At 63.2% G+C, this 20,015-nt stretch carries 19 protein-coding genes and 1 pseudogene; 10 read left to right on the top strand and 10 right to left on the bottom strand.

Translation table 11 applies throughout. The features are described 5' to 3' along the window. The first annotated feature begins 44 nt into the window (after positions 1–44). Both ACODNH_RS10695 and ACODNH_RS10690 read left to right on the top strand, forming a co-directional pair. Positions 45–1,280 carry a YihY/virulence factor BrkB family protein gene (locus tag ACODNH_RS10695; RefSeq protein WP_306710131.1) on the top strand — a complete coding sequence of 412 codons (1,236 nt, stop codon included), beginning with the start codon at positions 45–47 and terminating at the stop codon, positions 1,278–1,280. After that, the gene (locus ACODNH_RS10690; protein WP_434531357.1) at positions 1,277–2,170 is read left to right on the top strand and encodes a phosphatase PAP2 family protein; all 894 of its coding nucleotides are present in this window, start codon (positions 1,277–1,279) and stop codon (positions 2,168–2,170) included. The genes ACODNH_RS10695 and ACODNH_RS10690 overlap by 4 nt, the downstream gene beginning before the upstream one ends. Before the next feature lie 12 nt (positions 2,171–2,182). Here ACODNH_RS10690 and glnA read toward each other — a convergent pair whose 3' ends face one another. Beyond that, positions 2,183–3,538 carry a type I glutamate--ammonia ligase gene (gene glnA / locus ACODNH_RS10685; protein ID WP_434531356.1) on the bottom strand — a complete coding sequence of 452 codons (1,356 nt, stop codon included), beginning with the start codon at positions 3,536–3,538 and terminating at the stop codon, positions 2,183–2,185. A 126-nt stretch (positions 3,539–3,664) separates the two neighbouring features. Here glnA and lrp point away from each other — a divergent pair, with 126 nt between their 5' ends. From lrp to ACODNH_RS10670, 3 genes are all read left to right on the top strand, one after another. Continuing rightward, positions 3,665–4,123, top strand: a complete 459-nt coding sequence (gene lrp / locus ACODNH_RS10680; protein WP_306710124.1) for an HTH-type transcriptional regulator Lrp — start codon at positions 3,665–3,667, stop codon at positions 4,121–4,123. 141 nt (positions 4,124–4,264) lie between these two features. Continuing rightward, positions 4,265–4,861: a TetR/AcrR family transcriptional regulator gene (locus tag ACODNH_RS10675; protein WP_306710122.1), complete on the top strand. Its 597-nt coding sequence runs from the start codon at positions 4,265–4,267 to the stop codon at positions 4,859–4,861. Beyond that, positions 4,858–6,345 carry an MATE family efflux transporter gene (locus ACODNH_RS10670; RefSeq protein ID WP_306710120.1) on the top strand — a complete coding sequence of 496 codons (1,488 nt, stop codon included), beginning with the start codon at positions 4,858–4,860 and terminating at the stop codon, positions 6,343–6,345. The genes ACODNH_RS10675 and ACODNH_RS10670 overlap by 4 nt, the downstream gene beginning before the upstream one ends. 48 nt (positions 6,346–6,393) lie before the next feature. On the opposite strand, the gene ACODNH_RS10665 is transcribed toward ACODNH_RS10670, so the two are convergent. Beyond that, the gene (locus ACODNH_RS10665) at positions 6,394–6,915 is read right to left on the bottom strand and encodes a Rieske (2Fe-2S) protein (RefSeq protein ID WP_434531355.1); all 522 of its coding nucleotides are present in this window, start codon (positions 6,913–6,915) and stop codon (positions 6,394–6,396) included. A 97-nt stretch (positions 6,916–7,012) separates the two neighbouring features. Between ACODNH_RS10665 and ACODNH_RS10660 the strand changes: the two genes are divergently transcribed. After that, positions 7,013–7,252 carry a hypothetical protein gene (locus tag ACODNH_RS10660; RefSeq protein WP_434531354.1) on the top strand — a complete coding sequence of 80 codons (240 nt, stop codon included), beginning with the start codon at positions 7,013–7,015 and terminating at the stop codon, positions 7,250–7,252. A 173-nt stretch (positions 7,253–7,425) separates the two neighbouring features. Then, positions 7,426–8,010, top strand: coding sequence for an NADPH-dependent FMN reductase (locus ACODNH_RS10655; RefSeq protein WP_434531353.1), 585 nt, complete (start codon positions 7,426–7,428; stop codon positions 8,008–8,010). A 2-nt stretch (positions 8,011–8,012) separates the two neighbouring features. Here ACODNH_RS10655 and ACODNH_RS10650 read toward each other — a convergent pair. Both ACODNH_RS10650 and ACODNH_RS10645 read right to left on the bottom strand, forming a co-directional pair. Next, positions 8,013–9,532 (bottom strand): annotated as a pseudogene (locus ACODNH_RS10650) (hypothetical protein). A gap of 137 nt (positions 9,533–9,669) precedes the next feature. Further along, on the bottom strand, positions 9,670–10,164 hold the full coding sequence (locus tag ACODNH_RS10645; RefSeq protein ID WP_306710111.1) for a hypothetical protein: 495 nt from the start codon (positions 10,162–10,164) through the stop codon (positions 9,670–9,672). A 170-nt stretch (positions 10,165–10,334) separates the two neighbouring features. Between ACODNH_RS10645 and ACODNH_RS10640 the strand changes: the two genes are divergently transcribed. Further along, positions 10,335–11,195, top strand: coding sequence for a transcription initiation factor IIB (locus ACODNH_RS10640; RefSeq protein WP_306710109.1), 861 nt, complete (start codon positions 10,335–10,337; stop codon positions 11,193–11,195). Here ACODNH_RS10640 and ACODNH_RS10635 read toward each other — a convergent pair. The 6 genes from ACODNH_RS10635 to ACODNH_RS10610 form a co-directional block, all read right to left on the bottom strand. Next, positions 11,174–11,890: a MinD/ParA family ATP-binding protein gene (locus ACODNH_RS10635; RefSeq protein WP_306710107.1), complete on the bottom strand. Its 717-nt coding sequence runs from the start codon at positions 11,888–11,890 to the stop codon at positions 11,174–11,176. The genes ACODNH_RS10640 and ACODNH_RS10635 overlap by 22 nt on opposite strands. After that, positions 11,887–12,654, bottom strand: coding sequence for a hypothetical protein (locus tag ACODNH_RS10630; protein WP_306710105.1), 768 nt, complete (start codon positions 12,652–12,654; stop codon positions 11,887–11,889). Before ACODNH_RS10630 ends, ACODNH_RS10635 begins: the two co-directional genes overlap by 4 nt. Positions 12,655–12,686: 32 nt before the next feature. After that, positions 12,687–13,496, bottom strand: a complete 810-nt coding sequence (locus tag ACODNH_RS10625; protein WP_306710101.1) for a hypothetical protein — start codon at positions 13,494–13,496, stop codon at positions 12,687–12,689. Beyond that, positions 13,493–13,828, bottom strand: a complete 336-nt coding sequence (locus tag ACODNH_RS10620) for a hypothetical protein (protein ID WP_306710099.1) — start codon at positions 13,826–13,828, stop codon at positions 13,493–13,495. The genes ACODNH_RS10625 and ACODNH_RS10620 overlap by 4 nt, the downstream gene beginning before the upstream one ends. 167 nt (positions 13,829–13,995) lie before the next feature. Continuing rightward, positions 13,996–14,268: a hypothetical protein gene (locus tag ACODNH_RS10615; protein WP_306710098.1), complete on the bottom strand. Its 273-nt coding sequence runs from the start codon at positions 14,266–14,268 to the stop codon at positions 13,996–13,998. 1 nt (position 14,269) lies between these two features. Continuing rightward, the gene (locus ACODNH_RS10610) at positions 14,270–16,366 is read right to left on the bottom strand and encodes a minichromosome maintenance protein MCM (RefSeq protein ID WP_306710096.1); all 2,097 of its coding nucleotides are present in this window, start codon (positions 16,364–16,366) and stop codon (positions 14,270–14,272) included. 155 nt (positions 16,367–16,521) lie between these two features. Here ACODNH_RS10610 and ACODNH_RS10605 point away from each other — a divergent pair, with 155 nt between their 5' ends. Together ACODNH_RS10605 and ACODNH_RS10600 are read left to right on the top strand one after the other, a co-directional pair. Further along, a complete protein-coding gene (locus tag ACODNH_RS10605) occupies positions 16,522–17,664 on the top strand; it encodes a BMP family lipoprotein (protein ID WP_306710094.1) in 1,143 nt (380 codons plus the stop codon). Beyond that, positions 17,664–19,994: a methyl-accepting chemotaxis protein gene (locus ACODNH_RS10600; RefSeq protein ID WP_306710092.1), complete on the top strand. Its 2,331-nt coding sequence runs from the start codon at positions 17,664–17,666 to the stop codon at positions 19,992–19,994. Before ACODNH_RS10605 ends, ACODNH_RS10600 begins: the two co-directional genes overlap by 1 nt. The last annotated feature ends 21 nt before the right edge of the window (positions 19,995–20,015 follow it).

Genomic DNA, 20,015 nt, shown 5'->3' with positions numbered 1-20,015 from the left:
AGCCAGTCGACAGTATATTTGTGGCTCCACTCTGACGTGCTCGCGTGGACCGCACACGCGCTGTCTCCGTCGGTCGGGCTGTCATCCGTACCGTTCAGGAGGAAGAGGTCTCCTTTCTCGCCGCTGGCATCGCCTACTATATGTTCGTCTCGCTCCTGCCGCTGCTGTTGCTGACGCTGGTCGTCGGCACGCTGGCGGGCGGAGAAGCCTTCGCCGAGCGAATCGTGACGGCGGCGGGGGACGTGCTCACACCGGCAGCGTCGACACTGCTCGAAGACGCGCTGACCAGCGGGGCCGGTCGCGGTGGTGCGACTGTGCTCGGCGTCGGCGTGACGCTGTGGAGCGCGCTCAAGGTGTTTCGCGGGCTGGATACGGCCTTCAGTCGCGTCTACGGGACGGACGGCCCCGACTCGATTGTCGGCGAAGTCATCGACGGGCTGGCTGCGCTGGGTGGCATCGGTATCGCACTGGTCGGGCTCGGTATCATCGGCGCGTTCGGGACGGTACTCGGCGTGCAGGTCGCGCTCGGCGGGCTCGCGCTCGTTCCCGTGCTGGCAGTCGCCTTCCTCCCGCTGTACTACCTCTTTCCCGATCAGGATATCACACTGCGGGAGGCCGTTCCCGGCGCGGTGTTTGCCGGTGCCGGGTGGACGTTACTCGGAACAGGATTCAACGTTTATGCGGCGCAGGCCGATTCCTATCAAGTGTATGGCGTCATCGGTGGGGTCCTGTTGCTCGTGACGTGGTTTTACTTCGCCGGACAGGTGCTCCTCGTGGGGGCAGCGGTCAACGCGGCGCTCGCGGACCGGCAACTACAACAGGTATCGCGCCGACGGTCCGGCAAAGCGATGAGTGAGGACGCTGACGAGACCGACACGCCCCCGCCAGCCGGAACCGGGCCGACCGGACGAGACACTGATACGCTGACAGATGAGGAACTACAGGAACTCCGCGAGGAGTTCGAGTCGTTCCGCGAGGACATCGAGGGCCGGACGCTCCACCGTGACGAGGTGCGGTCGGACCTCAAGCAGTACGTCCGCCGCCGGATGCGCCGCGGCCATGCCCGCCAGTGGGGCCCCTACATCGTCTTGCTGTACGGCACGATCATGACCCTTGGCGCGTTCTACTATCTGGAGGGGCTCTATGCTGTGCTGGCGATGCTGGTCATCTGGTTGTCAACGCTGGGCCTCTATGCGATCATGATTGCGGTCGGTGTGACGCTTACTGCCACCGGCCTCCCCGGACGGCTCGTCGACCGCGTGCGTGACTGGCGACAGTGATACGGGGTGTCGGGGTCACCGAGGTGCTGTCAGCGCTGCCCGGCGCGGTCGTCGTGCTGTTCGCGCTGATCACCCAGCTTGGGGATTTCTGGTTCACGTTTCTGGCCTGTGGCCTGCTGTACTGGCTCGGCCCGTGGACGCCGAAATTTGGGCAGGACCTCACTCGCGACCGGACGGCGATGCTGGTGGCGCTACTCGCCGTCGGTGTCGCGCTCGTCGTGTCACTGAAGGGCGTGTTCGCGCTGCCGCGGCCGCCCGGGGCGGGCACGGCCACCCACGCCGAACTGCTTCCGGCGGCGCTACGGGGCGCCTACGAGTCGATGGCGACCGGAGAGGGGTTCGGCTTCCCGAGCGGCCACGCCACCCTTTCGCTGCTCGTCTGGGGCGGCATCGCGTGGGCGCTCCGGGTCGGCACGCGTCGACAGCGCACCGCTGTCGCCGCGGTAATCGTCTCCCTCATCGGGCTCTCTCGACTGGTACTCGGCGTCCACTACCTCGCCGATATCGTTGCGGGCTTTGCCATCGCCGGGACAGCCCTCGCATTCGCCCTCGGCGCGCTCAAAACGCCCGAGCGGGTGTTTGGCCTCGCGGCCGTCATCGCCGTGGCGGGGCTGCTCGTCACCGGCGTCTCCCGTAATTCGGCCGGCGCGCTGGGTGTCGCTGTCGCGGGTGCCGTGGTCTGGTCGCTACTGGGAGATGCGATCCCGGAGCCGACCCGGCGCGGTGTCGGCATCACAGCGCTGCTGGGCGTTGTCTCGGTCGGAACGTTGCTCGGCGTGACGTTCGGGTTAGATCCGACGCCGGGCGTCGTCACAGTGCTTGCGGGGCTTGGGACTGGAGCGCTGCTAACGCTACCGCTGGTCGGTGAGCGCCTCGCAGAAAAATACTGAATAGGGAGCCGTTTAGAACTTCTCGAGGTAGCGGTCGAGTTCCCAGTCGGAGACGTCGACAAGGTACTCCTTGTGCTCCTGCGTTTTGGCCTCAACGAAGTTCTCGTAGACGTGCTCGCCGAGTGCGTCCTGAATCACTTCGTCGTTTTCGAGCGCCTCGACGGCTTCGCCGAGGTTCGATGGGAGCGTGGTGATGCCGTACTCCTCGCGTTTCTCTTCGTCGAAGTCGTAGATGTTCTCGCGGACAGGGTCGTCGCACTCGAGATCCTGTTCGACGCCGTCGAGACCGGCGTGGATGAGTGCGGCGAAGGCGAGGTACGGGTTACACGACGGGTCGGGGAAGCGAGCCTCGATACGGCTTGCGGCCGGGGTGCGGGCGGCCGGCTTGCGGATGAGCGCCGAGCGGTTACGGTCGGACCAGGCGACGTAGACAGGCGCCTCGTAGCCCGGGACCAGACGCTTGTAAGAGTTCACGGTCGGGTTCGAGACGGCCGTGATAGCCGGTGCGTGCTTGAGGATACCGGCGGTGAAGCTCTTTGCCGTCTCGGAGAGGTTGAACTCGTCGTCCTCGTCGTGGAACGCGTTCTCGCCGTCCTCGGTGAACAGCGAGAGGTGCGTGTGCATCCCGGAGCCGTTGATCTTCGGGATAGGTTTCGGCATGAACGTCGCGTGCAGGTCGTGTTCGGCCGCGATGGCGCGGACGACGGAGCGGAAGGTCGCGACGTTGTCGGCCGTCGAGAGCGCGTCGTCGTAGGTGAAGTTGATCTCGTGCTGACCCTGAGCGACCTCGTGGTGGGAGGCTTCGATGTCGAAGCCCATGTCTTCGAGGCCGTAGATGATGTCACGGCGCACGTCGGAAGCGAGGTCCTTCGGCGCGAGGTCAAAGTAGCCACCGGCGTCGTTGGTCTTTGTCGTCGCACGACCCTCTTCGTCTTCCTCGAACAGGAAGAACTCGGGCTCGGGCGCGGCGTTGACCGTATAGCCCATGTCGTTTGCGCGCTCGATCGCACGCTTCAGGACGCCACGCGGGTCGCCGGAGAACGGCTCGCCGGTCGAGGTGTCGATGACATCACAGATGAGACGGGCACTGGAACCGCCTTCGACGTTTTCTCTCCACGGGAGCACGGAGAACGTCGAGGGGTCCGGGTCCAGACGCATGTCGGACTCCTGAATCCGGACGAAGCCATTGATCGAGGAGCCGTCGAAGTAAATTCCTTCTGTGAACGCTTTCTCTGCCTGGTCGGCTGTGATCGAGACGTTCTTGATCGTGCCGAGGATGTCGGTAAACTGGAGCCGAAGGAAGTCGACGTTCTTCTCGTCGATTTCGTCGAGTACCTCCTGTGCCGCCTCTGAAAGTTCGCTTGTCATCTTTGGACACCCGATAGGAGCGGTGCTACTACTAAAACCCTGCTGATTTGCGCAAAGGTTTCGACGCTTTCGCTTACATTTGGACATTCGTAAAATTCTAATCCCTGGGGGGCGTCCCCCGATGTAATGACGTACGAAAATCTCGACCGTGAGCTAGTGAATGCCCTGCTGGGCGATGGCCGTGCCAGCCTCCGAAGCCTTGGAGAGGACCTCGACGTGTCGGTAACGACCGTCTCAAACCACCTCTCCGATCTTGAAGACGAGGGGATCATCAACGGGTACACCCCCAAAGTCGATTACGACAAGCTCGGCTACGACGTGACGGCAATCATCCAGCTCAAGGTGGAGGGGTCGTCGCTCCCGGCAGTCACCGAAGACCTCAAAGAACACAAGCAGATGATTTCAGTGTACGAGGTCACCGGCGACTACGATATCATCGCGGTCGGGAAGTTCACCGACACCGACGGCATGAACGCCCAGATAAAGGAACTACTGACCGACCCTGACATCAGGGAGTCGAACACCTCCGTCGTACTCAACGCCGCAAGCGAACACGAGCAGTTCGACCTTGATCTGATAGAGTAGCGACCGGCCCTTCTGCCGTCGTTCCGAACACTCCCAGAGCGACGGCTCCCACGAGTCTGTACCTGATTTAGCAGACCACTCGAACCCACCTGCAGACGGTACCGACGAATACTTGACTGACCAGTCAGTTAGTTACACGTAATGGACGACGGCGACACGGCTGACGATATTATGGATGCGACCTACCGGGCGCTGTGCACGCACGGCTACGCGGATCTAACGATGCAGGACATCGCTGATGAGTCGGACAAGAGCAAGGCTGCCCTCCACTACCACTACGACAGCAAACACGACCTCCTCTGTGCGTTCCTCGAATACCTCTATGACGGGTTCGTCGACCGGATCGAGGACCCCGCCGGCGAGACCCCACACGAGCGCCTGCTTTCGCTCATCGATTCCGTGCTAGACAAGCCAGACGACGGGAGCGAGGAGTTCGGGACGGCGATTCTCGAAATCCGGGCCCACGCGCCCTACGAACCTGGCTTTCGCGAGCGGCTCACAAAGTTCGACGATTACCTCGTCGACGAGCTCGAAGTGATTCTCGAAGACGGTATCGCTGATGGGACATTCAAATCCGACCTCGATGCTGAGGAGACCGCCCAGTTCATCGTCACCGTGCTGACCGGAGCGGCGACCGAGCGTGTCACGACCGGACGCCCGGTCAAGTGTACCAGACGGATGCTCACCGAGTACGTCGAGACACACCTTCTGGACGGACAGCAGGAGGTCACAGCGTGAGCATCCGGCAAAAGCTAGGCCGTCTGGGCGCTCTGGTCGGGAACCTGTTCAAGGGGCAGGAGGAACTGGACCTGACAAGCGGCGACATCGGCAAACCGCTACTGTTTCTCTCCTTTCCCATCGTCATCACAAACCTGCTACAGGTGGCGTACAATCTGGCCGACACGTTCTGGCTAGGCCAGTACTCCACAACAGCGCTTGCGGCGATCTCCTTTGCCTTCCCAATGATCTTCCTGCTCATCTCGCTCGGCATGGGGCTATCGGTGGCGGGCAGCGTACTGGTCGCCCAGCACACCGGGGCCGAGGAGCACCGCGAGGCTGAGTACGCCGCCTCCCAGACTGTGACGTTCGCGCTACTGGCCTCCGTACTGCTCGGCGCGACTGGCTACTTCTTCGTTGAGGACTTCCTGTCGCTGCTGGGCGCATCCAGCGAGGTACTACCGGGCGCAACAGGCTACCTACAGGTCGTCTCGCTCGGGCTGACGGCGATGTTCGGTTTCTTCGTGTTCATCTCGTTGATGCGCGGGGCCGGTGACACCATCACGCCGATGCTGGTGATGTTCGGGACTGTCGTACTGAACATCGTCATCGACCCGTTCCTCATCTTCGGCTGGTGGGTGTTCCCCGAGATGGGCGTGGTCGGTGCGGCCGTCGCGACCATCTTCTCGCGTGGCGTCGCGCTGGTCGTCGGCATCGGTATCCTGCTGTCGGGCCGGCGCGGCGTGCGGATTCATCTCGGCGATATGGCGCCTGATCTAGAGTACCTCCGGAAACTGCTCAAGCTGGGTATCCCGGCCTCCGTTGAAGGCACTGGACGCGCCGTGTCGGTCAACGCCATGCTGTTCATCGTTGGTACGTTCTCCGTGACCATCGTGGCAGCCTTCGGTGTCGGCATCCGCGTGTTCTCGCTGGTGTTCATGCCGGCCATCGCGATGGACCGCGGCGTCGAGACGATGACTGGCCAGAACCTCGGTGCCGAGCGGCCTGACCGCGCAGCGACGGCGAACCACTTCGCCGCAAAAGTCTCGTTTGCCATCCTCACCGTCCTCGGCGTGGTCACTATCTTCGCCGCACCAACCGTCGTGAGCGTGTTCAGCGACGACCCCGAAGTCGTCCGAATCGGGGCTGAGTTCCTCCAGTGGGTTGCCCCGACCTTCGGCTTCATCGGAATCGTTCGGGCCTATTCCGGCGGGTTCCGTGGGGCTGGCAAGACGCTCACCGCAGCGGCGCTGGCGGTGACAATGCTGGGAATCATCCGCCTGCCGGTCGCCTGGGTCGCCTCCCGCCCGGTCGCGGTCCCAGCGTGGCTTGGCCCGCAGGTCGTCGACCTCTTCGCGTACTCGCTGGCTGAACAGGGTATCTGGCTAGCCTTCGCCGTCTCGAACGTCCTCGCGGCCGGCCTTGCAGCGGCCTGGTTCCTCCGAGGAACGTGGCGTGAGGCCGATCCCCGAAGCAACAGCGAACCGGCCGTCGCCGACGACTGACGGGCTGCTTGTTTGGAGACAACTGCAGAAAGCACGCAGACAGCGATGTCAACGCCGTTCGGCCCGCTCGAAGCGCTCGTCGATCAGGTACACGTCGCCGTCCCGAACCGAGACTTCGATACTGTCGAGGGCGTCACCGGCACAGGGCCCGTGCGTACAGACGCCGTCGTCGGGTTCGAACTGCGCGCCGTGTTTGTGACACACCAGCTGGTCACCCCGGACAATCGCGCCCCGGCCCGGATCCAGCGGGACCTCGGGCTGGTGAGGGCAGGAGTTGCGCCAGGCGGCGACGGCATCACCCGAACGGTGCAGGATGCAGTTGACACCGCGCCGACCGTCACGTGCCTCGAAAACGAGCGTACTGTCAGTGGGAACCGAATCGAGGTCGACGATGCGGCGCAGCTCGTTACCGTCGTCATTGCCGTCGGGCGACTGCTCGTCGTCGCTAGTCCCCGAAAAGCTGAATCGGACGGTCGCGTCGCCGGCTTCGACTTCACCACCGTCGTCGTGGATTCGGACCGATTCCGACTCGTCGTCAGCGTCAACGGTCACATCCACGGGGTCGCTCATGGCGGGTTGTCGGCGATTGACACAGATATCGATGTCGAAGTCGTCCGCGGGATGCCGGTTGCAAAACGGAGTTATGTCAGCCCCTCGGAACGTTGATATGGACCAAGACGACGTTTCCGTCGATGTGGAAGTCGAAGTGGAGATAGACACAGCGGAACTGGAAGCCGAAGTCGAAGACATGGCGGAGTTCGAGGCAGAGCTAGAGGGCAAGGGCGTCGAAATCGAACTCGAAGCCGAAGTCAAGTTCGCCGAGCACGACGAGCACGAAGAGGTGGATGAGACGGAAGAGTCCGAAGTGGACGAGGTGGACGAGGCAGATAGTGACGACGAAGACTAGGCGTAGTCACAGACAGCGACAGCCGCGGTTGGGAAGCCACTCCCCAGTGAACGCGAGTGAAACTCGCAACGTCACCACGGACCGTCTAGCCACGCAGCTACCTATCAAAATACGTACTGAAATCTATTTCTCAGAATACTTACTGATAGGCGGCAGCTACGAACAGGCAGACAATGCACGACACGCCACACGTTATCGGTGTCAGCGGCAGCCTTCGTGACGATAGCGGAACCAGAATCGCTGTCCAGCGCGCCCTCGACGCGGCAGCGGGGGCTGGCGCAACGGTTGAGCACATCGACCTGCGGGAGTGGGACCTCCCGCTGTTCGACCCTGACGCGAGTGCGGCTGACTCCGGTGACGGCCCGGAACTCGCCGCCCGTGTCTGCGAGGCCGACGCACTGATCCTCGGAACGCCTGTGTACCACGGCACAATCGCCTCACCGCTGAAGACGGCGCTTGACTACTGCGGTATCGACGACGTAGAGGGGACAACCGTCGGCATCCTCGCAGTGGCCGGCGGCGGGTTCCCCACGCCGACGCTACAGCATCTTCGGGCCTCCGTCCTTGAGCTGAAAGGCTGGCCGCTCCCGCAAGATGTCGCCATCCCCGACTCGTGGGCCGCCTTCGATGACGGCAGCATCGCCGACGGAGACATCGGGGAGCGCGTCGAAGAACTGGGATCAAACGTCGTCGCGTACGCTGGTGTTGCGAACCGACGCGAGGAAACGGACCAGTCAGAGCTGGCGACCGGGGACTGAAGTTACTCGAACCAGTCGACGAAACTCCCCTCCAGCAGATTCTCCTCCTGATGGCGGATATAGGTGGCCTGCATCCCCCAGATCGCTTCGGCCAGCGGGACGTTCTCCTCGACGCGGCGGCGGACATAGTCGTGTTTCCAGCGTGCGGGCGTAAGCCGGCGGTCGACGCGTTCACGCAGCGGCCGGATGTACCCGTGTGCCTCCTCCGCCGAGAGACCGCGCTGTTCGAGCCCCTCGCGTGCGTGCTCGAACAATTCACCGTATATTTCTTCGGTGCTGGTCGTCGTCGCCCCGTCAGCGGTGATCCATTCGATTTTCGCCCGGAGGCCGTTCCGGGCGGCGGTGTAGAAGTTCCGCTTTGCCGTCTCCCAGTCCAGCGACCGGATAGGGTGTTCCAGCTGTGGCAGGCTCTCCATCAGGCCGGCGAAGACAGCCGCGAATCCGATTGCGTCGTCGACGGTCGGCTGTGCGGCCAGCGGGCGGAACTCGATGCGGGCGTTAGCCGCCGACCGGGTGGCTCCCTCGAACACCGGCCTGACCCACCGCCAGTAGGAGCCATGCTTGTGCCGGAGGTGGACGAAGTCGTCGTCGAAGCGGGTGCCCGACGGCAGGTCGACCGGGACGATAGTGTCGTCCGCAACGATGTCATCGATGGCATCCTCAACGGTGTCGAAATCCGGGGGAAACAGACCTTCGGTGGCGTCGAGTCGCCGTCGGGCGGATTGAGGACTGACTCGAAGACGCCGATGCGGTTCTCCATGTTCGCCCCCGCGACAATCTCCGGATCGGGCGCGTCGTCGTACAGGTCCGGCGGGAAAAACGGCGAATTGACGCCAAGCGCCAAAAGCGGCGCGGCGATACGGAGTGCATAGGTGAAATACTCCGGCAGGTCCGGAGCGTGAGGAATCTGGTAATGTGGTTGAATGGAAGTGATAAGCGATTCCGGCATCACCGTCTCGGCCTCCAGCGAGACGTGTGGTGCGTCAATTTCAAACGCCGAGGGGTAGTCCGTGTTGGCCATCGTGTGATAGCGAACGGAGTCCGACATGTTCGTCCCGATGCGGACGCCGCTCTGTTCAACGCAGTCACAGAGATACGTCTCGGCTGTCTCGCCGGCGGGCGGAACAGTCCACATACCATCGGAGACGAGGCGGATGCCCTCGTTGCGTACCCGTTGCTGGGCCGGCATCAGCGACGCCTTCAGTTCGTTTCGCTGGGCCGCCAGTCCGTGGGTGTTCAGCGGCTGTGGACTCGTCTGCATCTCGGCGTTGTGCAGGCCAAGCTCTTTCTCGAACCCGATGAGTTCGAGCAACTGACGGGGGACCCGCTGGAGCGCGTCAGTCTGCTCATCGACAGCATACAGCTCCAGTTCCATGCCGACGATTGCTTCCGTGTTGTCAAACGTCCCGTCACGAACAGCGGATTTGAGCGCCTGTGCCTCCTCGCGAGCGCGCTCATTGAACGCCTCGCTGTCCGTCGCAAGCACCTCTGCCACCCGGTCCGCCAGTTCCGAAGCCGACATATCTCCGGGTTTGCAGCCATGGGTGTTAAGCATGCCCCAGGCAGGAGGCGAGAGCGAGAGAGCAGTTGCGACACCGTCACAGCAGCTCGCCGACGTCGCTCACTCCCGACCTCGGCAAGAAAGTCATTCGCACACGCTCACAGCAGTTCGCCGACGTCGCTCATCGTCTCTCCTAACGGGTCCCGGTCCTCAGTTGTAAGCGCCCCCTCGACGGCGTCACGGGCCGCGGGCAGCGGGTCGTGCGTCTCGATGTACACAGCCAGGGCAAACTCCTGTTCAGTCACGTCAGCGAGTGCGATGGCGTCACTGCGGGAGAGGTCTCCGGCAAGCCAATCGGCAATTATCTCACGGCCCTGTGGGCCGACCGGCGAGACCTGTTCACCGACGAGATGGAGCGTCTTGGCGGCCATCACGGGTGCAACACCGGCAGCGCGGCCCGCATCGCCGACACTCCGGCCGGCTGCGTAGGCCTCGACGACGGTCGCCGCTGTCGCCGCTGAGCACGGGAGATCATCGGCCACGGAGACCAGTCGCTCCTGGAGCGGCGCGTCTGTCTCGTCGACAGCAGCGACGCCGTGGTCACGCTGGTGGGTCGTGACCTCGACACCGGCGGCGATATCCGACAGCGTCATTAAAATTTCATTCTTTTCGTCGGAATTTAATGCTGTCGGTATCTCGATATGCGCTAGTGTGACTCCTGAGGTCTACCTACCGGTTACCGGTAGGCAGTTTCGCCGAAAAGTGCCCGGAAACCCTGCTTTGCATCGGTTTTTTAACCCTCCATCCGGCCGTAGGTGGAAACATGAGTACGACGGTAACGCAATGTCCGGAGTGTAACGGGTCGGTCAAACAGCAGGGCGTCGAATCGGTCTGTGGCAGCTGCGGGCTGGTCGTCGGCGAGGACGCCATCGACCCCGGTCCGGAGTGGCGGTCATTCGACGATGACGACACTGACCGGGCACGCACGGGTGCGCCGCTGACGCGGTCACGCCATGACCGCGGCCTCTCGACGAAAATCGGCCGGTCGACACGGCTGAAAGGGCGTAAGCGGCGTCAGTTCGCCCGCCTCCGCCGCGAGCATAACCGCGCCCAGATCAGCTCGAAACGCGAGCGAAACAAGGTGTACGCCTTCACCGAGATCCGGCGTATCATCAGCTCGATGGGGCTCTCAGACGCGATCCGGGACCGGGCCTGTGTGCTGTTCGAATCCGCACAGAACGAGGATCTGCTGCAGGGACGAACGCTGGAAGGGTTCGCGGCCGCGGCCATCTACGCCACCTGCCGGACCGAAAGCGTTGCCCGGACCGTCGACGAACTCTGTACCGTCGCCAAGGCGACACAGGCTGAGCTCCGCGCGGCCTACGACGCTCTGAACAGGGAGCTCGGGCTACCGACTGGTCCGATTGACCCCCGCGAGTACGTCCCTCGGTTCGCAACGACGCTGGACTTGCCGACGGCAGTCCGGCAGCGTGCGGAAGGGCTCGTCGATGAGGCACAAGACCGTGGGCTGGTCAGCGGGCGCAATCCGGCCGGCGTCGCGGCAGCGTGTCTCTACACCGCGGCGCAAGAGCAGGGTGTGGCGCTCACACAGGCCGAAGCGGCAGAAACGGCGGACGTGACGCCGGTCACGCTTCGCGGAACCTACACCGAGCTACAGGAATAGACGGCGTCGGCGAGCGATTGGAGCGAGCGCCGAGCCGACGTGTCCGGCGCTGTGTCTCGAAGCGGTCGTCCATGTGCCTGTGCCGTGGCTAGCGGGTCACTTTTCGGGATAGCGACAGCTGGCGCACCGAACCGGTCCGCGACAGCCCCAGTCGCGGGATCTGGACCGGCGCGGTTGAGGGCAACCCGACAGAGCCCGGCGTCAAGTTCGCGAGCCAGCGCCCTGACCCGGAGCGCGTCAGCGAGGGCCGCGTCTTCCGGCGTCGTGACGAGTACCGCGGCGTCGGCTGCTGCAAGGGGCAGTCCCACGTCGGCGTGCATCCCAGCAGGCGAGTCGACAATGACCCAGCGATAAGTCCGTTCCAGCGCGTCGAGTACATCTGTGAGCGCTCGCAAGTCGGCACTGCGAGCACCGGCCAGCGTTCGTCCGCAGGGGGCGAGAGTCACGGGACCACCCTCCCGGACAGCTTCGTGCGGGTCAGCGCGGTCGGCAAGAACGTCGTGCAGGTCGGGGCCATGACTGGACGGGAGGTCCGCCATCCCGAGGTCGCCGTCGACGACGACGCTCCCAGTGTTCGCAGTCGGGCGCGAGTCGCTGCTGTCAGTCCGTTCGAACGCGTCAAGTTCCGCTGCGAGGTTGTACGCGATAGTCGACTTGCCGACACCGCCTTTACCGCCGGTGACTGCCAGAATCATGCCAAGCGCGACAGCGTCTCGGTCGGTACCGTGGCAGCCGCTCGTCGGTCGGCAAGCCGTTCGGCCCGTCGGGCCAGTGCCCGGAGCATTTGCTCATCAGTATCGCCGCGTGCCGCAACTGTCCGGACGCCAGACAGGCCGCCCGCCGCGCGAACCGCAGCCGTCGCCGCCGACAGCGAATCCACCTCGGCCAGCCGCTCAGCACGGTCAACCCGCCGAGCAACGGTTTCGAGCCACTGCGAAACTGCATCGGGAGGTTGCTGGTCCGGCTGGTGGCCGGCCACAGTCCTCGATTCGGCTGACGGTTGGCATCCCTCTGGCTGCAGTTTGGTGTCTTGTTCAAGCGTTAGACCGGGCGACCCAGCACTCGCGGCTTCGGCTGCCTCCACCGACTCAGTTGTTGGGACGGCAGCAGCAGGCGGCGACGGGTCACCAAGTTCTCTGAGAACGGCGTTCGCAGAGTCGAGTCGCTCGTCCGCGACAGTGTTATCAGATGCTGGCGCGGCACTCACCAGCTCCGCCGGCTGGGCAGACGGTTGGGCCGGCGTCGCGTACCCAAGGGCACGTGTTCCCGGTCTTATGACACCCTCGAACCCGTCCTCAGACCAGCCAGCCGCAGGAACGCCCTGCGTTCTCGGCGGCCAGAGGGGACCATCGAGACAGTTCCGGACAGTAATTCGAGTCGGTTCAGCGATGTCGCTGACAGTCGCCGTGACGAGCGTCACGTCGTCGACTCGCTCGGCGCGACAGTCGAAAGTCACCATAGCGACGGTGGCCCGGCCTTCCAATTTAAAAGTCAGCAACGGACGATGGGGGCGTCGAGACAGTCCGCTGCGGTCGCTGGCGTCCTGAACCGATCCGTTTCGAGGACGACCGGTGCAGGCGTTTTGGCGATCCGGAGCACGGCCAGGGCAGCCGTTACTGGGTCGGCGTCGAACGGGTCGTCCGGAACTGATCCGGGAACAACTTCGATGGCCCGAGCGAACGTATCGGCGCACCGGTCAACGAGAGTCGCCCGGGCGCTCCGCCGAAGGTTGGCCAGTTCGTCGGCAAGTCGGCGTTGTTTCTCCAGCGTGTCCCGGTAGGCGCGTGCCCGCTCCCGGCGGAGTTCGCGAGTCTCTCTGGCGGCAGCCCGTCGAGTTTCTCGTTCGCTCAGTTCCGTCGCCGCGTCTCGGAGGTCAGCCTGTACCGCCCCGTCGTCCGCACCGATCGCCTGCCGAGCGGTAAGGCGACCCCGGTGGGTAGCGACCGCTTCCTGCAGGCCGTCAACGGTCGACTTCGGGACCGGGTCGACAGGGTCCGGCAGCTCCGGCGGCGAGCACTCAAGTTCGGCCAACTGGGCGTGGCAGTCTGCGATAGCGTCGTCCTGTGGCGTCTCGTATCCCTGTGACCGAGCGGCAGTTGCGAGTGCAGTCCGTGTTCGCAGTCCCATCGATGGATGGACGTGTCCGGCGTAGGCGTACACGGATGGCGGTTCCGGGCAGGAAACGACCGGAAAGGACTGCTGCCCGCGGATGCTTGCGGCGATGGTCCGACCGTCGACGGTTCGGGTGCGGAGGTCGACGACAGCGCCCGTGTACGTGGTTCCAGTGATGCGGAGCTTCACAGGTCAACGCCTCGGAGTTGGTCCGGGTCCGGAAGGTCACGCCCCGACGCGAACCGTTCGTATGGGGTCGCCGGTTCCTCGCGTGCCTCATACCGTTTGGCCGCCTCACGGATATGCTCCGGAGCATCTGTCGGCTCGAACGGTTCGACGTGCTCGATCTGCACGTCAAGGTCGTGTTTCTCGTGAAGCCGAAGCGCCTGGAAGGCCCCGAACTCAGTTCCGGAGAACAACGCTGCTCTCCCGAACTGCCGAACGACACAGTCTTCGTGGGCACGACAGACGTTCCGCAGGTCTCTGCGTGCCGCCCGGGAGTACGTGACGACGAGTAGCACTGGCTAGACATTGCTATTATTACTATAAAATTTTACTGAATTGAAGTAGATTTAGTCTGAATATATGCCAGTCGGCAAGAAAGATAGAGGGAGACAGTCGGACTCCGGAGTCAGTACTGTAGGGGTAGTGTGGAATATGTCATAGGGGCCACGCTGCTCGAAAAGGTCTACTCAACGGCTATAATGGTGAATTCGCCGGCGTCCGCGACGAGGTCCTGTACTCGCTCGCGGGCCGCTGGCTCAGACGGTGCGAGGACGACGAGACCGTCCACGGTGGCCCCGCCGCGTGCTCGATAGGCCTGCAGGTCGCCCTCAAACTCAGTCGCATAGGTCCGGAGAGTCCCGCGAACGTCCCGTTCGAGGTCACTCAGCGACGTCGACCCGGCCTCGAACTCGGCCAGCGCCTCTTCGATATTGCGGAGTGCAGAGATACGGTCCATATCAGGTCGTCCGAAGGTGATCCGTCCGAGGCTCGTACACCTCGCCTTTCTGTTTCAGCTTGTCAATCTCGTGTTCGGCCTTCGACTCGTCGATGCCGACCTCCTCAGCGCGTTCGATGACCACGTCGGCGGGTGCACCCTCATCGTACTCGTCCTCAATGTCGGAGATGATGCCCTTGATGTTCTGGATACGGTCGCGCTGGGTTTTCGACTGGCCGGTCTCGACCACGTCGGCGTCGAACTCGCCGGTCTCGGGGTCGACGCCGATCTCCTTCAGGCAGTAGTGGGCAATGTCGACCGCACGGTCGGCGTCGGCTTCGTCGACGGTGTCGGAGAGGCGTATACGTGCAGAGGCTTCAGCAAGCCGGACCAGCGCCTCCAGCTTCCGGGCGGTGACCGGCACCGGTGCGTCCTCGTCCTGACCCTTGAGCCGCAGGTCGACGTAGAAGTCCTCAATGCGCGATTTCGCTTCCTCTGTCATCGTCGGGAAGCAGTTGCGCTTCGCATAGGCGACGTACTTCCGGAGGAGGTCCGGCTCGATTGTCGGTGCGACCTCCTCAGTAACGGTGCCGACCTCCTCCTCGCTGAAGTTCGAGGTCGGGTTCTCCGTCCGATGGGTGTGGAGTTCGCCGGCGTAGTTGGTCTGGATAATGTGCTCGGCGAGGTTGCGGTCTTTTTCCTCATCTGGCTTGTCCGTCACGGTGAAGATGAGATCGAACCGCGAGATGAGCGCCGGTTCGAGGTCTATCTGCTCGCCGATGGGTTCGTACTGGTCGAACCGGCCATACTTCGGGTTGGCCGCACCCAGCAGCGAACAGCGTGATTTGAGTGTCGCGTTGATTCCGGCCTTCGAGACGCTGATACGCTGCTGTTCCAGCGCTTCATGCATCGCAGACCGATCTTCCGGGGACATCTTATCGAGTTCGTCGATAGCGGCGATACCCTGATCAGCGAGCACGAGCGCGCCGGCTTCGAGCGTCCACTGCTGACCGTCGCCGAAGTCGTCGCGAACGGCGGCCGCGGTGAGCCCCGCACTCGATGACCCTTTGCCGGAGGTGTAGACAGAGCGTGGCGCGATATTCTCGATATATGATAGCATCTGCGATTTACCCGTTCCCGGGTCTCCTATCAGCAGCATATGGAGGTCGCCGCGTATTCGAGAGCCGTCAGGTAGCTCCTTCGTTACGCCGGAGAAGAGCTGAAGCATCATTGCGAGCTTCTCTTTCTCATAGCCGTAGATGGAGGGGGCGATGGCCCCGACCATCTTGTCGTAGATGTCGGATTCGCTGGAGAGTTCGACGATTTCCTTCTTGTCGGCGTCAGTGATCTCCATGTCCTCAAACTGCTCGTCCTCGATTTCGACGCTGACGCCCTCCATGTAGATGTCGAACATCGGGGACTTCTCGTTGTCGTTGCCCCGCTGGTCAAGTTTGAGGATGCCGGTCACGCGGACGTGGTCGCCGGCGGTGACGTGGCCCGTGATATCGTCCTCGATGTTGATGTCGATTGACTGGGGCGTCTCCCCGCCGCGCAGTCCCTCGGGAGATTCCTGCACGCGGAGCTTCTGGGCATCAATGAACTGGGACTGGTCGGTGTTGAGCCGGAATGGCCCCTGCCGTTCACAGCCCTGGCAGTCGTGCGGTTCCTGAAAGTCGCCGGCGGTCTGGGGGATGCGCGTGAGCGTCCCACAGCGCTGGCACTCGAAGGCCGCTTCGGTGACCTTCGGACGCACATCAGTCGCTTTCCGGATGATACCACGGACGGCAACGAGGTTGCCGTGATGTTCGTGGCGGAGGTCACGGATGTCCTCGGAATCCGGGAGATTTCGAACGCGGACATGGGCCTGCCCGAGTGAGACATCAACCGGGAGGTCGTACAATCGAAGGGCCTCCTCGGCGTACTCCTGAATCTGCCCGGGCTTGGTTCGGTAGTCGTCGGCCAGATCCGGGTCGAAACGATAGAGGTCGTCCCAGTCGATATACAGCGATTTCTGGTCGTTCGGATATTTCTGGGCGAGCTCACCGATCTCGTTGCGGTAGTAGTTGCGGTAGAACTCCTCGAAGCGGTCGATGAGTTCGGTGTTCTCGGCGGTCGCCATTTGAGTGGACAGTGGTTATGCCCACTGGCCTAAGAAGGTTCGCAAACCGGGGTGGAACTAAAATGAGTCGGCACGAGGGTGCTATCAGTATCAGCGTCGAGAATTGGGCCCTGTAGTTTTTGCTGAGATCCCGATTCACTCAAAGTAGAATAACCGTGCGCAATCAAAATATCACAAGGCGACGGCTCCTTGCCAGTGGCGGCGCGGCCGCGACCGCAGCACTCGCCGGCTGTGTGAGCGGCTTCGGGGGGAGCGGAGAAGGAGACGAGGGCCCCAGCGACGGCCAGCAAGCGACTGCCAGCGGCATCGACGAGAGCGATGCAGCGGCAACTGTCGGGATGGTGTACGCGCTGGGCGGGCTCGATGACCGCTCGTTCAACGATGCGGCGAACCGCGGCATTCAGCGCGCACGCCTCGATGACGGGGTCGAGTACACGAACCACGAGCCAGGCAGTATCGCCGGATTCGGCGAAGTGCAGGCCGAGCTGGCGAGTTCGATGAACCCGTCATACGACCTGATCTGTTGTATCGGATTTCTGCAGGCTGAGGGGCTATCTGAGGTAGCATCGGAGTACACTGACCAGCAGTTCATGATCGTCGACTCTGTCGTGGATGCCGACAACGTGGCCAGTTATGTGTTCCGCGAACACGAGGGATCGTTTCAGGCCGGGAACCTCGCCGGGCTGCTCACGACCAGGGACGTCAACCTCGGTGCGGGTGCAACGAACCCAGAAGAGACGACCGTCGGGTTTGTCGGTGGCCTCGACCAGCCGCTTATCCATAAGTTCGAAGCCGGCTTCAGAGCCGGCGTCGAGTACGCCAACGCGGACGTTGATGTTCTCACGGAGTACCTCGGGAACTTCGACGACGTGCAGGGTGCCCGCGACATCGCAGCCGGGATGTACGACGATGGAGCGGACATCGTCTACCACGCGGCGGGTGGCGCAGGTGTTGGCATCTTCCAGGCCGCACAGGCTCATGGCCGGTACGCAATCGGGGTGGACTCAGACCAGTCCCGGAGTAACCCCCGGTATGCGGACGTCGTGCTCGCGAGCATGGTCAAGCGAGTGAACGTTGCGGTCTACAACGCGGCGACAGCGACGGTCGCAGACAACCTCCCTGCTGGTGAGGTCGTCTCGCTTGGGCTTGATAGTGACGGCGTCGGCATTGTCTATGGGACCTCCCTCGAGCCAGCAATTCCCGACGACGTCAGAGAGGCGCTGTCGACATCGCGGGAGCAGGTCGCTGCCGGCGACATTGTCGTACCAACTGAGCGCTCCAACACGGGTGGTGCCTGATGGCGGGCGGTCCGCTTGATGGACTGGCGAGCGCGCTTGATCGGGTCGCCCCCGAGTTCGTCCGGCAGCGGTTTGCTGCGAAGTTTGCTGTTGCGTTCCTCGCCGTGTTGCTCGTCATCGCAGGCGCTGGGGCGTTCACGTTTCAGGCGACATCCACAGCAGTCGAACACCAGACGACCGAACAACTCGCCGAGACCAGCCAGCTGGAGGGGGACTCTATCGGCTCGTGGGTCGAGCAACAGCGCACGCACACGCGCTCCGTTTCGCAAGGTGAGCCGCTGCGGAGCGACCGACGGGCGGCCGCGTATATCCTGCTGCAGGACCAGCTACTGCCTGACGACGTTGTCAGTATGCACCTCGTAAATGAATCCCGTGGCGAAGTAGTCGCCAGCACTGAACTCCCGCTAGAGGGACGGTCGCTGTCCGAACTTGACGCGCCGTGGACGGCCGCCGAAGTGCCGGAAGGCCCTGGGAACAACACACAGGTCTGGTCGAGTAGTCGATCGTACCGCTCACCGGTCCTCAACGACGAGCCTGTGATGGCGTTCGCTAGCTCGGTTCCGAAGCGTGACGGCTCGCATCTGGTCGTCGTTACGCGCATCCAGAGTCAGGTCGACCGGCTCAGCGATACGAATTCGACGAAGGAAACCACGATTCTGAACACCAACGATGAGACAGTACTGAACATCGACCGCGAGTTTGATTCTGACACCCACAGTGAGAGCATCGCGGCAATCCGCGATGCGAACGGCACTGCAGCACCGGTGACAGCGGTGTCCGATGGTCGCGTGTACGCGTTCGCGCCTGTCCCGACCACGAACTGGGTCACGGTGACAAGCCTAGACACGGCCCAGGCGTTCAGTGTCCGAGATACGGTCGGTCAGATGGTCGGCCTGCTTGTCCTGCTAGCACTCGTTTCGTTGTCGGCTGTCGGCCTTGTGCTCGGGAAACGCACGGTCGACCCCCTGAAGCAGTTGCGGGACCGTGCTGAGCGCATCGAGGCCGGCGACTTCGATGTTGACCTCTCGACGAACCGCGCCGACGAAATCGGCCGGCTCTACGGGACGTTCGACGATATGCGGATCTCTCTCCAGAACCGCATTCAAGAAGCGGAAGATGCGGTCGAGGAAGCGAAGACGGCGCGGTCGGAAGCCGAAGAGCTCCGCACGGAGGCGGAAGACGCACGGGCTCAAGCGGAGGAAGCCAGCCAGCGCCTCCAGGAGCGCGCCACCGAGTACAGCGCGGTGATGCAGGAGATCGCTGACGGTGACCTCACGAAGCGCCTCGATGAGAACGCGGAGGAGACGGCGATGCGAGAAGTCGCAGTGGAGTTCAACGCAATGCTCGACGGGCTCGAAGCCACCGTCAGCGAGGTCGCGGCGTTCGCCGACGAAGTCGCGGATGCCACAATCGAGGTCGCGACCGGGGCCGAGGAAATCGAGACGACGAGCCAGACCGTCAGTGACCGCATACAGGAGATCGCCGACGGCGCCATCAGGCAGCACGACGACCTCGAGGAGGCCGCCGCCGAGATGGACGAGCTATCGGCGAGCATCGAGGAAGTCGCAGCGTCGTCAACGACAGTCGCAGAGACGGCCAGAGAAGCCGTCGACCGTGGCGAAACAGGCCGAGAAGCCGCCGAGTCGGCTATTGACGACATGGCGGAGATCGAGTCCCGCTCGGCAGATGCGGTCGACCAGATTCTCGACCTGCAGGAGCGCATGGACGACATCGGCGAGATTGTCGACTTCATCTCGGACATCGCCGAGCAGACGAATATGCTCGCGCTGAACGCCAACATCGAGGCCGCCCGTGCCGACAAGGACGGTGAGGGCTTCGCCGTTGTCGCCGACGAGGTCAAGAACCTCGCGGAGGAGACGAAACAGGCTGCAGCGGAGATAGAAGCCGAAATCGCGGCCGTGCAGACGGAGACCGATGAGACTGTCACGGATATCCGCGCGACCAGCGACCACATCGACACCGGTGTCAATACTGTCCGCGAGGCTGCCGACGCGATAGAGGACACTGTCGACGCAATCGAGAACGCCAACGATGGTATTCAGGAGATTGCGGATGCCACAGAGGACCAGGCCGACGCAACGCAGAACGTCGTCCACCGCGTCGATGGAGTTTCCGAGATCAGCCAGAACGTGACGGAAGACGCCGAGCAGGTATCGGCGGCCGCCGAAGAGCAGTCCGCATCCGTCGCTGAAATCGCCCAGAGCGCGGACGAACTCCGCGACCGTGCTGACTCGCTGGCCGCGACCGTCGACGAGTTCGACACCAGTGGCGGGGAGGACGACCACAGCGATGTCGAAGGCCAGCGATAACCACTCCACGCGTTCCGTCCC

The sequence above is a fragment of the Haloarcula sp. NS06 genome (genome assembly GCF_051122755.1).
Lineage (GTDB): Archaea > Halobacteriota > Halobacteria > Halobacteriales > Haloarculaceae > Haloarcula.
This window is presented reverse-complemented; position numbering and strand designations above follow the sequence as displayed.

Bases quoted from the DNA above. Each gene is read 5' to 3' on its own strand.
- glnA (WP_434531356.1), bottom strand. From the start codon at position 3,538: ATGACAAGCGAACTTTCAGAGGCGGCACAGGAGGTACTCGACGAAATC.
- lrp (WP_306710124.1), top strand. From the start codon at position 3,665: ATGACGTACGAAAATCTCGACCGTGAGCTAGTGAATGCCCTGCTGGGC.
- ACODNH_RS10675 (WP_306710122.1), top strand. From the start codon at position 4,265: ATGGACGACGGCGACACGGCTGACGATATTATGGATGCGACCTACCGG.
- ACODNH_RS10665 (WP_434531355.1), bottom strand. From the start codon at position 6,915: ATGAGCGACCCCGTGGATGTGACCGTTGACGCTGACGACGAGTCGGAA.
- ACODNH_RS10660 (WP_434531354.1), top strand. From the start codon at position 7,013: ATGGACCAAGACGACGTTTCCGTCGATGTGGAAGTCGAAGTGGAGATA.
- ACODNH_RS10655 (WP_434531353.1), top strand. From the start codon at position 7,426: ATGCACGACACGCCACACGTTATCGGTGTCAGCGGCAGCCTTCGTGAC.
- ACODNH_RS10645 (WP_306710111.1), bottom strand. From the start codon at position 10,164: ATGACGCTGTCGGATATCGCCGCCGGTGTCGAGGTCACGACCCACCAG.
- ACODNH_RS10640 (WP_306710109.1), top strand. From the start codon at position 10,335: ATGAGTACGACGGTAACGCAATGTCCGGAGTGTAACGGGTCGGTCAAA.
- ACODNH_RS10635 (WP_306710107.1), bottom strand. From the start codon at position 11,890: ATGATTCTGGCAGTCACCGGCGGTAAAGGCGGTGTCGGCAAGTCGACT.
- ACODNH_RS10630 (WP_306710105.1), bottom strand. From the start codon at position 12,654: ATGGTGACTTTCGACTGTCGCGCCGAGCGAGTCGACGACGTGACGCTC.
- ACODNH_RS10615 (WP_306710098.1), bottom strand. From the start codon at position 14,268: ATGGACCGTATCTCTGCACTCCGCAATATCGAAGAGGCGCTGGCCGAG.
- ACODNH_RS10610 (WP_306710096.1), bottom strand. From the start codon at position 16,366: ATGGCGACCGCCGAGAACACCGAACTCATCGACCGCTTCGAGGAGTTC.
- ACODNH_RS10600 (WP_306710092.1), top strand. From the start codon at position 17,664: ATGGCGGGCGGTCCGCTTGATGGACTGGCGAGCGCGCTTGATCGGGTC.